Source organism: Rhizobium sp. CFBP 8762 (assembly GCF_014841565.1).
Taxonomy (GTDB): Bacteria; Pseudomonadota; Alphaproteobacteria; order Rhizobiales; family Rhizobiaceae; genus CFBP-8762.
The window spans coordinates 288,763-302,568 of the sequence record NZ_JACYUD010000004.1; the positions used below are offsets into that span (position 1 = coordinate 288,763).

Here is a 13,806-nt window from a genome sequence, read left to right on the forward strand (position 1 = left end):
ACCCCGCATGAGCGAGCACCTGTGCCGGTGGACCCCTGTGACCAGCACAGGGGTGAGGGAGGGGAGTGAGGCGTGGTACAGCCGGGAACGCCGTTGCAGGATCTTATTCAGGCGATGCTACAAACCGTCATCGTTGTTACAGTACCCGTTCACCAGCGGCATAAACCCGCCGTACCTTCCTCGCACCCTCCGTCCTCCCCTCCCTCATCCATACTCTCAACCCGGCACCGGATTTTTTCTCTCAGAAGAACCCAAGCTTGTTGGCACTGTAACTCACCAGCATATTCTTGGTCTGCTGGTAATGATCGAGCATTTTCAGGTGGTTCTCCCGCCCGATGCCCGATTGCTTGTACCCGCCAAAGGCCGCATGGGCCGGGTACGCATGGTAGCAATTGGTCCACACCCGGCCCGCCTGAATGGCACGGCCGAAACGGTAGGCGCGGTTGCCATCGCGGGTCCAGATGCCCGATCCCAGCCCGTACAGGGTATCATTAGCCAGCGAAAGAGCCTCGTCATCATCCTTGAATGTGGTAACAGACACCACAGGACCAAAGATTTCTTCTTGAAAAATCCGCATCTTGTTATGGCCTTTGAACACGGTTGGCTTGATGTAATAGCCGCCCGCCAGATCGCCTGACATTTCATTTCGTGTCCCACCGGCCAGTACCTCTGCCCCCTCCTGCCGGCCAATGTCGAAATAGCTCAGAATCTTTTCCATCTGCTCGCTGGAAGCCTGCGCGCCGATCATCGTGTTCGGGTCCAGCGGATCGCCCTGCACGATTGCCTCCACTCGTTTCAAAGCCTTTTCCATGAACTGGTCGTAGATGGATTCATGAATCAGCGCGCGCGACGGGCATGTGCACACCTCGCCCTGATTGAGCGCAAACATCACAAAGCCTTCAATGGCCTTATCGAAGAACGCGTCGTCTTCCGCCGTCACATCCTTGAAGAAGATGTTAGGCGATTTGCCGCCGAGTTCCAGCGTCACCGGAATAAGGTTCTGGCTGGCATATTGCATGATCAGCCGCCCCGTGGTCGTCTCCCCGGTGAAGGCAATCTTGGCGATGCGTGGGTTGGATGCCAGCGGCTTGCCCGCCTCCAGCCCGAACCCGTTGACGATGTTGAGCACACCGGCGGGCAGGAGATCGCCGATCAGTTCCGCCAGCACCAGAATGGACGCCGGTGTCTGTTCAGCCGGCTTCAGCACCACGCAGTTTCCTGCCGCAAGCGCTGGCGCGAGTTTCCACACCGCCATCAGAATGGGGAAATTCCACGGGATAATCTGCCCGACAACGCCCAGCGGCTCATGGAAATGATAGGCGACCGTATCAGCATCGATTTCCGAAATTCCGCCCTCCTGCGCCCGGATTGCACCGGCAAAATAGCGAAAATGGTCAATCGCCAGCGGCATATCGGCGGCCGTGGTTTCGCGAATGGGCTTGCCATTGTCCCAGGTTTCGGCTTCCGCCAGCAGCGCCAGATTGTCCTCCATCACATCGGCTATGCGGTTGAGGATGACGGCGCGCTCCGCCGGGCTGGTACGCCCCCACGCATCTTTGGCCTTGTGGGCTGCGTCCAGTGCCGCCTCCACATCCGCCGCTTCGCTGCGCGCCACCTCGCACAGAAGCTGGCCATTGACCGGTGAAAAGTTCTCGAATGTGCGTCCGGATTTGGCCTCCACCCATTGCCCGCCAATGTAGTTGCCATAGCGGGTTTTAAAATTTGGACGTGCGGTTCTGTTGAATTCTGCCTTGTTCATCACGTTTCCTCCCAGAAAGGTCTCAAAGAGACCGCGAACAACCACCATCATCCACCCGGCAGCCACCGCTGTCACGCGAAATTTTCGCGGCTACACCTTGACAGATAGTAAGGCGCCTAATTATCGTTTCATTTATGGTTCTGGATGAAAAATATCAGGTGTTACTCAGCGCCTCCGCCGACTTGCCAGAGCGGGAGCAGGACGGAATGCGGCTATGTTTTGAAATTCTGGCGCTGGCGCGCAGCATCGATGCTGATTGCGCTGCCAAACTCGGCACTTTCAGCTTGTCCGAAGCGAAATTTCTGCTGCTGTTTCTGTTGGACCAAGCAGACAAGCCGCTGAAACCCCACCGTCTTGCGACCCTTGCCGGAGTTACCCGCGCCACTGTTACCGGCCTTCTGGACGGTCTGGAGCGTGATGGCCTTGTCGAGCGTCACGTCAACGACACCGACCGCCGCAGTGTGGATATTGCGCTGACACCCAAGGGCCGCACGGTCATTGCGGAGGCTGGCACTGTCCACCGCCGCTGGATCGCCTCCCTTTTCGGGCATCTCTCCACAGCCGATGTCGACTGTCTCATGCGCCTGTTGCCTGTTTTACGCGCCCGTTTGTCCCCCCGTTCAGGAGAGTTCGATGCACTATCTCAGTGAAACCTATAGCGCTAAACCCGCCTGGCTTGCGCTCAGTCAAGCGGAACGCAGCCCCCTGCTGGAAGACCATACTCGCGGGCATGGCGCATCTGGGCGACAGCGGCATTACGGTTCTTGCCATGGGTCAGGCAGACCCCAGCGACGATACCGCGCCGGAATTCTTCGCTCTGTGGGAACTGCGCGACCGCGGGAGCCAAGCGCTTTTGTTGTCCGCCATTGCCGCAACCGGCTGGCATGATTATTTCCATACCACAATCGTCGCTGGTCCTGCCGTCAGCGTCGAAGCCCATCTCCATCAACTCCAGACCGTCGCGTGATCCGTGGCTTTGAAACCCTCCGGCGTGTCATGGTGAACCTTTCGGTGCATCGTTGTCAGCACTTCGACCAGTGAAAACGCGCCCGCTCTGGCTTTCTGTGTGATGCCACGCAGATAGCCGCCCGGCGACTGAATGGTATCGGTCCGCTCCAGCATAACCGCCAGCACAATGGCCGTCGGCACCGGCCCCAAGGCCTGAACGGCGTGCGCATAGGCGTCGCTCGATATACCCAGCATGGCCCGAACCACGCCAGCGGTGGCCAGTACGTCCCGCCAGGATGTAATCCCTCCCTTGGCGTAGGTTTGGATTTCAGGGCAAAGCTTGAGAAAGGAACCGAGCGTTATCGTCTGGCTTCTTTCACAATTCCTTTTACCAATCTTTTTAAATTCAGATTCTGACTCTGTATTCTCAATATGGCGCTCAAAATCGCACGCATTGCCGCTCACTTTTACGGAGTCGTCCGTAGTTACGGCTATTTTCGTCTGTTGGTCGAGATCACGTAAATAGCTTGCCTCCACCTCGGCACGCAGCCGCATGAGATTGTCCCGGCGCTCCATCAAGACGGAAGCCTCAACCGTGCGCGAAACCCGGCCTGACAGGGCCGCCAAGCGCTCGCCCAGCCCTTGCCAGTCGTCTCCCCTGCCCTCCTCAAGCGCCAGCGCAATCATCTTGGATATATCGCGCAAGTGCAGCGTAATCTCGCTGCGCAGGCGTTGATACGCTTTGGCCTCGGCGATTGCCTTGCCCGCATGGGCCTGAATGGCCTCCGCCGCCAGTGCAAACGGCGATAGATCGAAGCCGAATGCAGTTTCGATTGCGCCGTCCCGGTCGCGCTGGCAGTAGCGCTTGCCATTGGCGCTGTCACGCCGCAGGATCAGCCCGGCAGTCACCAACACCGCCAGATGGCGGCGCAGCGTGGCACTGGACATGCCACGGGCGCGCATGGACAGTTCTGCATTGGACGGAAACACGATGATCGGTTTTGCCCCGTTCAATTGCTTGTCCGGGTGAAAACTTGCCAACGCTTCCAGCACCACAATAGCCCGGTCTGACAAGCCATAGGCGGCACGCGCATGGGTCAGTGCGCGCAAAAGCTGCCACTTGTCTATCGGCTGGGGCGCTGCCCCCACCCCACTTGCCCCTTGGTCCTTCGCGTGTCCATGCCGAGCTGAAACCTGCTGTTGCAGGGTAAAAATGTCCGCACGCATCCGTGCGCCGCCAAATGGCGTCGTTGCCAGTCTCTCCATATCCGTCCCTCTTGCTCACAAGGCAGGAGGCACCGATCCGCCATAGGCAAGCCGCTCGCAGACAAGCCATAGGCTTTGGCCCGCGATCAACAACCAGCCACGCACCACGCTGCTGTCGCAACACGGGGCCTAGTGGTCACGTCCCAACGTGGTTAAACGTGGGAGCGTCTATCCTTTTACCATTCAGGAGGGCGGGTCAGCCGTGCCGGTTGTGCACAGACGCTGCCATCGACAGGTCACAAATTCCCGTTTTCGAAACAGCAAACTGTATCGAACGCTTGACTTTGACCTGCGGAAGTGATTCTCTCTTAATTGCAACATTGAAGAGGGCTTCCGGAATGGTGACGTTTCGGGGCCTTTTTTCTTGCTCTACAGTTCCCTTTCAGGTTTCAAAACGTGTGCCGGCCTTTACAGCGCCAGCGGTGAACGTGTTTTCACGTCAACTCTGATCCAGATATTTCCGGTATTCGTCGGCCACCAGTGCGGCCATACGATCCAGAAACGCCTGATCGACAGTGCGTGAAAATTCGATGCGCGGCACCCGGTCCCGGGCGTAGTAGCGCGCAAAAATCTGTCCCTGATTGTCCGTCAGCGTCTTGGCAGACTTTTCCGCCTTGCTCGGCTTTCTGGACAGGCGGTTAAACAGCATCTGGAAGCGCGTATCGCTATCGGCCTCTTTGAACTCGATGCTGCCGATCTCGTCGCGGGTCTTTTCCGTCACCGCGCCATTGTCGTTCTCCATGAAGCTGCCAAGCGCCATCCAGCGCGCTCGCCCGGTTTTTGGCGCTGGCCCAATGGCGCGCACCACATATTCCGGCACCGCCTCCACTACCTGGACAAGGCGTGAAACCTCGCTCTTTTGCACCGCCAGTGCTTCCTCCACCACCTTGCGGTCAAACCCGCGCGCCAGCAGGTTCTGGGCAAACAGCGCCCGCTCGATAAAGGACAGATTGCGCCGTTCGGCATTTTCCTTGCCTTGGGCACGTACAAGGTCTGTGTCACTCAGCGCCCGTACAATCGCCTTGACGGAAATGCCCAGCCGCGCCGCTGCTTTCAGCCGCCGATGGCCATAGGCCGTCTGAAACCGCCCGGTGTGCTCCGGGTGCGGCCGCACGAGGATCGGCACCTGCTGCCCGCTGTCGCGCATGCTGGTCATCAGTTCGGAAAACGTATCATCATCCCCCTCGCCAATCGTCAGCCGGTCCTCGACAAAGGATGTATCAATCAGGCCGGGGTCCAGCGCCACAACGCGCTCGCCCTCTTCCAGAGCCTGTTTCAAAGCGCGTGCTTCCTCCACCTCGCGGGTGATGGAGCCGAGCGACAGGCCCATGGCCTTTATGGCTCCCGACGAGGTGCGGCTTGGGCGCGGATCGACCGGAGTTTGAACGCTCTCAGGCCCCTCCCCGCCTTCGGGCGTGGAAAGCTGCACCGGCAAAGCTGATTTCGTTTCTGGTGCAACGCGATGCTGTTCATCACCGTGGCCAAGCGGAGCCTTGCCACTTTGCGGCGCGAGCGTCGGACTGCCAAACAGCGCTTTCAATTCGTTCTTACGGTTGCCGCCCGCCATTATCGTGCCCCCTCGCGGCTGATTTCGCGACCCCAGGCTGTATGCAGAAGCTGCTCCACTTCGTGGTTGACCGCGTTTAGCGATTCCATCGCCCGGTCATAGGTTGCGCGGGTGAAATTCTCCCGGCCCACCTCGTAGAGTGTCTGCTTGGTCAGGCCCGCGTCGGATATAGCGGTAGATTTAACCATCGGTGCCGTCAGTACCCGGTCGCCGAACAGCGAGCGCATGAAGCCGACAATCTGCGTCTGTGGCCCGTCATTGGGCTCAAACCGCGTGACGAGATAGCGCAGAAAGTCAAAGTTCAGCGTGCCACCGGCTTCGCGCACCACGGCCAGCAGATCGGAGGTCATGAACAGAAACTGGCTCATGGACGCCACATCCAGCATTTGCGGATGCACTGTGACAATCACCGAGGTCGAGGCGCAGAGCGCCGACAGCGTGAGATAACCAAGCTGCGGCGGGCAGTCCAGCACCACCACGTCGTAATCATCGGCCACGGTCTGCAAGGCCGTTTGCACCCGGGCAAAAAACAGCGACTGGCTATCCCCTCCCTGCCGGTTGGCTAGCACCTGCGGCGTCACATGCTCAAATTCCTGAAGCTCCAGATTGCCGGGCACCAGATCCAACCCATCGAAATAGGTCTTGCGAATGATATCCTTTAGCGGCCGCGCCTCCGCATCATAGCGGATGGCACCGTAAAGCGTGTCGTTGCCCTGCAAATCCAGCTCCGGCTGGTAGCCGAACAGGGCCGACAGCGATGCCTGCGGATCAAGATCAACCGCTAGCACCCGATGCCCCGAAAGCGCCAGATACTGCGCCAGATGCACCGCCGAGGTCGTCTTGCCGGACCCACCCTTGAAATTGGTGACCGCAATGATCTGCAAATGCTCGCCACGGCTTTCATCGCGCCATTTCATGTAGGATCGCGCCTTGCCGCCATTGCCTTTTGCTTGCGCTTGCTGGCCCAGATGCTGACGCAGCGCATTGATATCGGCCAGCGTATAGAACCGGCGTCCCCCGGCTCCGGTATCGGGCTGAGGCCCCTCCCCCGCCAGAGACAACTGCCGAAGATAGCCATCCGATACGCCAATCAGCTTGGCCGCTTCACCGGATGTGAAGCTGCGCAACGTCTTGCGCGCCATTGGCGGAAACAACCGTTCGCGCATGGCCTTTAACTGTTCAGACAGCGCACGCGCATCGGCCGCAATTGTTTCATCGGCAGGCGCACCGGCTGCGCCCGGCTTTGAAGCAACGGCGGCGTTTGTTTCCTGTGCCTTTGGCTTTGACGCCATATTCCAAATCCTTGTATGTCTTCACGGACCAACCACGCCACACACCAAAGCGACGACCTGACCTTGGTGCGGGCAGCGATCAACGCGATTGCGTGGGGTGACGGCCTGATTCTGACTGTACCATATACGCGATAGCGGTCCGCTAACAGCACCGAGACCAAGCTACGCCAAATATGCCATTCAGCGCCGCCGACCGTTATTGAGCATTTGTCATAATCTGAGTCGCGTCAAGCCTCTTTTCCGCACCGAATCAGGCAGTTGTTGCATTATCTGCTAAAGATACGCGAACACCGTTACGCGGGGAAAGCGGGGATGAAATATTGGCGTAAATTGCTTTTCCGATTGGTCAAGTCATTGACGGCATTGACCTTTACGCGGTTGACAGCTGTCAACTCTCGGTATTGAAGTCACTGATACGAATGGAAACACCGAGTATGAGGTTACACACGATCCTCTCCTCCTCATTTCGGTGCTTGTCACAAGAGTCAATACCCGCCGCCGGGTCTCAAGAGGTTGCCTGGTAGTTTCTTCCAAGGGACACTCATTCTCAAACAATAAGCTATTGAATTCACTGCGTATTACCCTGTTGACAGCTGTCAACTTCTCAAACACACAAAAAAAAGCCGGGACGAATCCCGGCTTGTTGCTTATAGGCTTCTGTTTACACCGTTTGCGGCAGCTTGATCTGCGTGTGGTAACTTACATCCGGCACCGAACTTGTCAGGTTCGCCTTGGCAATTTCCCAACCGTAGCGAAGACCGCTGCTGGTGGATGCCCAGATGCTGACGTCCTCCACCTTCAACTGCAGCATGGTCAAAAGCGGATCCTCACGACCATGCTCATACCAGGCTGCCACATGGGCATTCCAGAATTTATCAATATGCTCTTTGGAAGCATTTTCTGAAATGCCACCAGCCAAGCATGCGTGATAATCCTGATCTTTCGCAATAATGCAGAAATGCGCGTGGCTACCCGCCTTCACAGCTTTCACCAGATCCGTATCGGTCTTGGTAAAGAACCATATGGAGTTGGTTTCTTTTTCCACCTGTGGTGCCATCGGCTGCAAATGCTGGCCGGAGCCTTCCACGCCCAGCATGCCCGCATGCACCTCGTTGATCTGGTCCCACAGCTGCTGCAGCGGGTCGCTCTTTGCTTTTTCAATATCGGCCATTTGAAACTCCCTTTATTAAACGAATGGATTACGAGCGCGGATGGTCGCCTTCTTCCACTTCCTCGACGATCTTCGCAACGAAGGCAGCAAGGTCATCCGGCGAACGGGAGGTGATGATGCCGTTATCGGTCACCACTTCCTGATCGGACCAGTTTGCGCCAGCGTTCTTCAGGTCCGTCTTGATCGATGCGAAGGACGTGACGTCGCGACCCCGCACGGCGTCTGCTTCCACCAGCAACCAGGGACCATGGCAGATGGCAGCAACAATCTTGCCCGCATCCACAAACGCCTTGACGACGCCAACGGCACTGTCTTCCTTACGCAGCTTATCCGGGTTGATCTGCCCGCCGGGAATAACCAGCGCGTTGTAATCATCCACGAGCACATCGCCGATCAGCAAATCGACAGAGACCGAGTCGCCCCAATTGTCTTCGTCCCAGCTTTTGATCTGGCCGGGCTTGAGCGATGCAATCTTCACATCCGCCCCGTGGGCTTTCAATTTTTCCAGTGGAACCATCAGTTCCGAACGCTCGTAACCATCTGTTGCGATGATCAATATTTTGGCTTCCGCAATTTTCGGCATACCATGCTCCTGCTTTAAGACTGTTTTCGGTTCGATTTACTAACGAGCCGTCCTCACAATCGTTCCTGCGCAAATGGTAAAGTTTCTGGTTGACGAAAGCACCCAAAGAACATAGCATGAACTGGCTATGAAGAAATCCATCAAAGATCGACTGGCCGTTTTGTCCGATGCTGCGAAATACGATGCGTCCTGCGCATCCAGCGGCACGCAAAAACGCAACTCCGCGCAAAGCGGCGGGCTTGGCTCCACGGAAGGGGCGGGTATCTGCCACTCCTATGCGCCGGATGGGCGATGCATCTCGCTGCTGAAAATCCTGATGACGAATTTCTGCATCTATGATTGCGCCTACTGCATCAATCGCTCGTCCAGCAATGTCGAGCGGGCGCGGTTTTCGGTGGAGGAGGTCGTGTGGCTCACGCTGGAATTTTACCGCCGCAATTATATTGAGGGCCTGTTTCTCTCCTCCGGCATTATCCGCTCGTCCGATCATACCATGGAAGAAATGGTGCGCATTGCCCGCGAATTGCGGATCACGCATAATTTTCGCGGCTATATCCATTTGAAGTCGATCCCGGAAGCGTCTCAAGCCCTGATAGAGGAAGCCGGTCTCTACGCCGACCGCTTGTCGATCAACATCGAACTGCCGACTGACATCGGCATTTCGCAATTTGCTCCGGAAAAGCGGCCGGAGAATATCCGCAAATCCATGGGTGACCTGCGCCTGAAAATCGAGGAATCGCGTGACCCCACGTTGCAGACCAAGCGCACCAAACGCTTTGCCCCGGGCGGCCAGAGCACACAGATGATTGTGGGTGCCGACGCCGCCGATGATGCGACGATACTGTCGACCAGTGCGCGTCTTTACGGCAGCTATGGTCTGAAGCGGGTGTATTATTCCGCATTCAGCCCCATCCCGGATTCATCCAAGGCTCTGCCGCTGATCAAGCCACCGTTGATGCGCGAGCACCGCCTGTATCAAGCCGATTGGCTCTACCGTTTCTATGGTTTCGGCATTGATGAAATCACGGCGGGGCAGGGCGATGGTATGCTTGATCTGGATCTCGATCCGAAACTGAGCTGGGCGCTGGCCAACCGGCACCGGTTTCCTGTAGATATTAACCGGGCCGACCGGGACATGTTGCTGCGCGTGCCCGGCCTTGGCGGCAAAACGGTCAATGCGCTGATTTCGGCACGGCGCTACCGCCGCCTGCGTCTGGAGGATCTGTCGCGCCTGAGCGTATCCCTGAAAAAGGTTCAGCCGTTCATCGAGGCTGAGGGCTGGTCGCCCGGCGCGTTGACCGACAAGGCGGATTTGCGCGCCCGCTTTGCGCCCAAGCCTGAACAGTTGCAGCTGCTGTAGTGCACACCATAACGCTGGAGGGGCCGGCGGATTTCGATGGATGGCGCGTCAATGCCCGCAGTCTGGCGCTGGCCGGTGTGCCGCCGCAGGATACGCAGTGGCGGGTGAGGGGAGGGGACGATGGCGGCCTGTTCGACATGGCCCCGGCGGAACCGGAGGCTTTGCCGCCGGGGCTAATGCCACCACCGGGCACTGGCTTAAAGGTGCCAAAAGACTTCATAGAATTAGCAAAAGCCGTTGTCTGCCACAGTGATCCCGCCCGGTTCGGCTTGCTTTACCGCCTGTTGTGGCGGATGCAGAGCGAAAAGGGGTTGATCGGCATTGCCACGGACGCGGATGTGGTGCGCGCCCGTGGCATGCAGAAATCAGTGCGGCGCGATTGCCACAAGATGACGGCCTTCGTGCGGTTCAAGGAAGTTCCCCACGGACAAGGACAGGGGCGGAGCGGGCAAAATCCGCGCCGCCGTTTCATCGCCTGGTTCGAGCCGGACCATTATATCGTGGAGCGCACGGCACCGTTCTTTCAGCGGCGGTTTACCGATATGGATTGGCTGATCCTGACGCCACACGGCAGCAGCGCATGGGATGGTCAGGCGTTGCGGCTATCGCCGCTGGCGGCCAGCAAGCCCGATATTTCCGATGAGACGGATGATCTCTGGCGTACCTATTTCTCTAATATTTTCAATCCCGCGCGCTTGAAGGTCAAGGCCATGCAGGCGGAAATGCCGAAGAAATACTGGAAGAACCTGCCGGAAGCCTCGTTAATCCCGGACCTGATTGCGGATGCCGAGGCAAGCGTGCGGGCCATGGTGGCGCGCGCCGCCAGCCAGCCGCCTGCCCACCATTTTCGCCTGCAAGAGGCGATGCGCAATGCACCCGCGCCGGACCTGCCCCCGGCGGGCACGCTGGCGGCGTTGAAGGAGCAAGCGAAAACCTGCACCCGCTGTCCGCTGCATTGCACGGCGACCCAAACCGTGTTTGGCGAAGGGCCGGAAAATGCCGATCTGATGTTCGTGGGCGAGCAGCCCGGCGATCAGGAAGATCTGGCGGGCCGTCCCTTCATTGGACCGGCGGGCAAGCTGTTCGATACAGTGCTGAACGAAACCGGCATTGACCGCAGGACGGCCTATGTCACCAATGCGGTGAAGCATTTCAAATACGAGCCGCGCGGCAAGAAGCGCATTCACCAGCGGCCCAACACCGGCGAAATCGAGCATTGCCGCTGGTGGCTAAAGCTGGAGCTGGACTTGATCAAGCCGAAACTGGTGGTGGCGCTGGGCGCGACAGCGCTCCACGCGCTGACGGGCGAAAAAAGCGGCCTGTCGCAACGGCGCGGCCAGTTTCAGGATTTGGGGCAGGGCCAGTCCCTGTTCACCACCATCCACCCGTCCTACCTGCTGCGCATCCCCGATTTGGGCAAGCAGGGTGAAGAGCGCCTTCGCTTTGAGGCCGAACTCGCACAGGTGGCCCGCGCCATGCAGGCACCGCATTTTCAAGCGGGAGGGTCGGCATAGCACTGACCACGATCCGTCAGACTACCCTCAGGCACTGCACCGCCGAACAATGTGAAAGCCGGTATCGACCAGCGTCTTGTCCTGGTCCTTGCCCGTGGTACGGTCGATGATCAGGGACATGGCCTGTTGTCCCATGTCGTAGGCGTGGGGGTGAATGGTCGTGATCCCGGGTGTGATCTCGGAGGCGATTTCGTAGTCGCCCCATCCAGCCACTGCGAGACGGTCAGGCACCGTCCAGCTACGCCGTCCACATTCGAAAAGAACACCTGCGGCCACAATGTCCGTCGGGCAAAGGATCGCGTCCAGATCCGGGTCTATTGTGCAGAGCGCCTGAAGCGCCTTCGGGCCAGCGCCAAAGCCATCGGCTTGATCGATCAGCACAATACGGTTGCTCTCCAGACCGGCCTGTTCCAATGTTTGGCGGAAGGTGGGGAGGCGTTCGGTGAAGCGACTGGACACATCGCCGTCATAGCCGACAAACCCTATCCGCCGGTGGCCACCGTCGATCAGCAATTGAGTGAGCGCTCGGGTTGCATCGGCGGTGGAGTAACCCACGGCCATGTCAAACGGGGTCTCATGCACCCAGGATTCCACCACTGGCACGCCGGTCTTTCGCAACAGCATCCGCGCGTCCTGCTCGTGCTCGTCGCCCACCAGCGCGATACCGGCAACGCGCAAGCCAACAAAGGTGCGTATGGCAGCAGCCTCCTGAGCGAGGCTATCGGCCAGTTTGAGAATAAGCTGGTAGCCCTGCGTTGCAACGGCATCCTGCATGCCGCGAACATAGTTGTAAAAGCTTGAGTTCTTGATCGATGGAATGACCGCACCGATAACACGGCTCTGGCCGGACGCAAGATTGCCTGCCGCATGGTTCGGCACATAGCCGAGTTCGGCTGCGATGGTCAGCACGCGCAGCCGCGTCTCTTCCTGGACCCGCTCCGGATAGCGGAACGTGTTGGACACCGTCATGGGCGATACGCCGGCGGCCACCGCAACGGACTGCATGGTAACGGTTTCATCGGAACGGTGCTTGGTCATGGCGGAAATTCAGGCCTGTTCTACGGCGGGTTGATTACAAAATATGCACTGCTTTAAATGACAGCAAAATGAGAAAAGCAATCCTTGACAGGACCTGTACGCGGATTATTGTAGCGCTACAAAACACAAATGGGAATAGATCTTTGCGGCTCTCCATCTGCCATTGCAACGTTCAGACCAGCTCATGCCCGTAGCGCAGCGCGAGGCAGGCAAAGGGCTGTTGCTGACGGGTATTCACAAGTCCTACGGCAAGGTCGCGGCTGTGAAGGATCTCGATCTGCATGTCGGTGGCGGCGAACTTGTGGCGCTGTTGGGGCCATCCGGCTGCGGCAAAACCACGACGCTGCGCATCGTGGCCGGTTTCGAGCAGCCGGATACCGGAACGGTTGAGATCGACGGCGAGGAAATTTCCTCGCTTCCCCCGCACAAACGCCACCTTGGCATGGTGTTTCAGAACTACAGCCTGTTTCCCCACCGCACAGTAGCCGAAAACATCGGCTTTGGCCTGCGAATGGCGGGAATGGCAAAATCCGCGCGTGATGAGCGGATCAACACCATGCTCGATCTGGTTCATCTGCAGGGCAGGGGGAATGTGTTTCCGGCCAAGCTTTCCGGCGGGCAGCAGCAGCGTGTGGCGCTGGCGCGCTCGCTTGTCGTCAACCCAAAGGTGCTGCTGCTCGATGAACCGCTGGGTGCGCTGGACAAGTCTCTGCGCGAAAGCATGCAGTTTGAAATTCGCGGCATGCAACAGCGGCTCGGCATCACCGCCCTTCTGGTGACCCATGATCAGGAAGAGGCCATGTCGATGGCCGACAAGGTTGCCGTCATGAATGGCGGGCGTATCCTGCAAATCGGAGCGCCAGCCGATATCTACGACCGGCCTAAAAGCCGGTTCGTGGCCGAGTTTCTGGGAACATCCAATATCTTCGAAGGCCGCGCCAGCGATGACGGATCGGCGCTTGTCGTCTCCGGGCCGCACGGTCCGTTCAGCCTTACGCTGCCGCAACCGCAGGCACACGGTCAGCCGTTCCTTCTTTCGGTACGTCCAGAGCGCATGACACTCACACCGGGTGAAACCTCTGACGGGAGGGGCAGCGGGTTTGCGGGCCGCGTGGTCGGCGCTGTGTTTCGGGGCAATTACGCGGCCTATCAGGTGGACGTCCCGGCGCTCGGTCGCGAACTGTTTGTGTACCGGCAGGCCGATGGGCCGCTCGGCTCCACCACCTACCATCTCGGCCAGGCCGTGGTGCTGGACTGGGCGCCGCAGGACGGCGTCATCGTGAGCGGGGAGTAAGGGACAGTGACGAC

General features: G+C 58.6%; 12 protein-coding genes. 5 read left to right on the top strand and 7 right to left on the bottom strand.

Annotation, left to right across the window (positions count from 1 at the left end; translation table 11 throughout):
- Positions 1-241: 241 nt before the first annotated feature.
- A complete protein-coding gene (gene adh / locus IFT84_RS12020; RefSeq protein WP_192119624.1) occupies positions 242-1,759 on the bottom strand; it encodes an aldehyde dehydrogenase in 1,518 nt (505 codons plus the stop codon).
- A 134-nt stretch (positions 1,760-1,893) separates the two neighbouring features.
- Between adh and IFT84_RS12025 the strand changes: the two genes are divergently transcribed.
- The gene (locus IFT84_RS12025) at positions 1,894-2,409 is read left to right on the top strand and encodes a MarR family winged helix-turn-helix transcriptional regulator (RefSeq protein WP_192119626.1); all 516 of its coding nucleotides are present in this window, start codon (positions 1,894-1,896) and stop codon (positions 2,407-2,409) included.
- 80 nt (positions 2,410-2,489) lie between these two features.
- Positions 2,490-2,726: a DUF6616 family protein gene (locus IFT84_RS12030; protein WP_192119628.1), complete on the top strand. Its 237-nt coding sequence runs from the start codon at positions 2,490-2,492 to the stop codon at positions 2,724-2,726.
- Here the strand turns inward: IFT84_RS12030 and repC are convergent.
- From repC to IFT84_RS12055, 5 genes are all read right to left on the bottom strand, one after another.
- On the bottom strand, positions 2,705-3,973 hold the full coding sequence (gene repC / locus IFT84_RS12035) for a plasmid replication protein RepC (RefSeq protein ID WP_192119630.1): 1,269 nt from the start codon (positions 3,971-3,973) through the stop codon (positions 2,705-2,707). The two genes, IFT84_RS12030 and repC, sit on opposite strands and share 22 nt — an antisense overlap.
- A 439-nt stretch (positions 3,974-4,412) precedes the next feature.
- Positions 4,413-5,540, bottom strand: a complete 1,128-nt coding sequence (gene repB / locus IFT84_RS12040) for a plasmid partitioning protein RepB (RefSeq protein ID WP_192119632.1) — start codon at positions 5,538-5,540, stop codon at positions 4,413-4,415.
- Positions 5,540-6,832 carry a plasmid partitioning protein RepA gene (gene repA / locus IFT84_RS12045; protein ID WP_192119634.1) on the bottom strand — a complete coding sequence of 431 codons (1,293 nt, stop codon included), beginning with the start codon at positions 6,830-6,832 and terminating at the stop codon, positions 5,540-5,542. The genes repB and repA overlap by 1 nt, the downstream gene beginning before the upstream one ends.
- A gap of 661 nt (positions 6,833-7,493) precedes the next feature.
- Positions 7,494-8,003, bottom strand: a complete 510-nt coding sequence (locus IFT84_RS12050; RefSeq protein ID WP_192119636.1) for a pyridoxamine 5'-phosphate oxidase family protein — start codon at positions 8,001-8,003, stop codon at positions 7,494-7,496.
- A 28-nt stretch (positions 8,004-8,031) separates the two neighbouring features.
- Complete coding sequence (locus IFT84_RS12055) at positions 8,032-8,586, bottom strand: type 1 glutamine amidotransferase domain-containing protein (protein WP_192119638.1); 555 nt, start codon at positions 8,584-8,586, stop codon at positions 8,032-8,034.
- Between the two features lie 127 nt (positions 8,587-8,713).
- Between IFT84_RS12055 and IFT84_RS12060 the strand changes: the two genes are divergently transcribed.
- Positions 8,714-9,946 (top strand): putative DNA modification/repair radical SAM protein, encoded by a 1,233-nt coding sequence (locus IFT84_RS12060; RefSeq protein ID WP_192119641.1) that lies wholly within the window; start codon positions 8,714-8,716, stop codon positions 9,944-9,946.
- Positions 9,946-11,460: a UdgX family uracil-DNA binding protein gene (locus IFT84_RS12065; RefSeq protein ID WP_192119643.1), complete on the top strand. Its 1,515-nt coding sequence runs from the start codon at positions 9,946-9,948 to the stop codon at positions 11,458-11,460. The genes IFT84_RS12060 and IFT84_RS12065 overlap by 1 nt, the downstream gene beginning before the upstream one ends.
- A gap of 27 nt (positions 11,461-11,487) precedes the next feature.
- Here the strand turns inward: IFT84_RS12065 and IFT84_RS12070 are convergent, their stop codons facing one another.
- Positions 11,488-12,498, bottom strand: coding sequence for a LacI family DNA-binding transcriptional regulator (locus tag IFT84_RS12070; protein WP_244651195.1), 1,011 nt, complete (start codon positions 12,496-12,498; stop codon positions 11,488-11,490).
- 184 nt (positions 12,499-12,682) lie between these two features.
- On the opposite strand from IFT84_RS12070, the gene IFT84_RS12075 reads away from it, so the two are divergent.
- A complete protein-coding gene (locus IFT84_RS12075) occupies positions 12,683-13,792 on the top strand; it encodes an ABC transporter ATP-binding protein (protein WP_192119645.1) in 1,110 nt (369 codons plus the stop codon).
- Positions 13,793-13,806 lie beyond the last annotated feature (14 nt).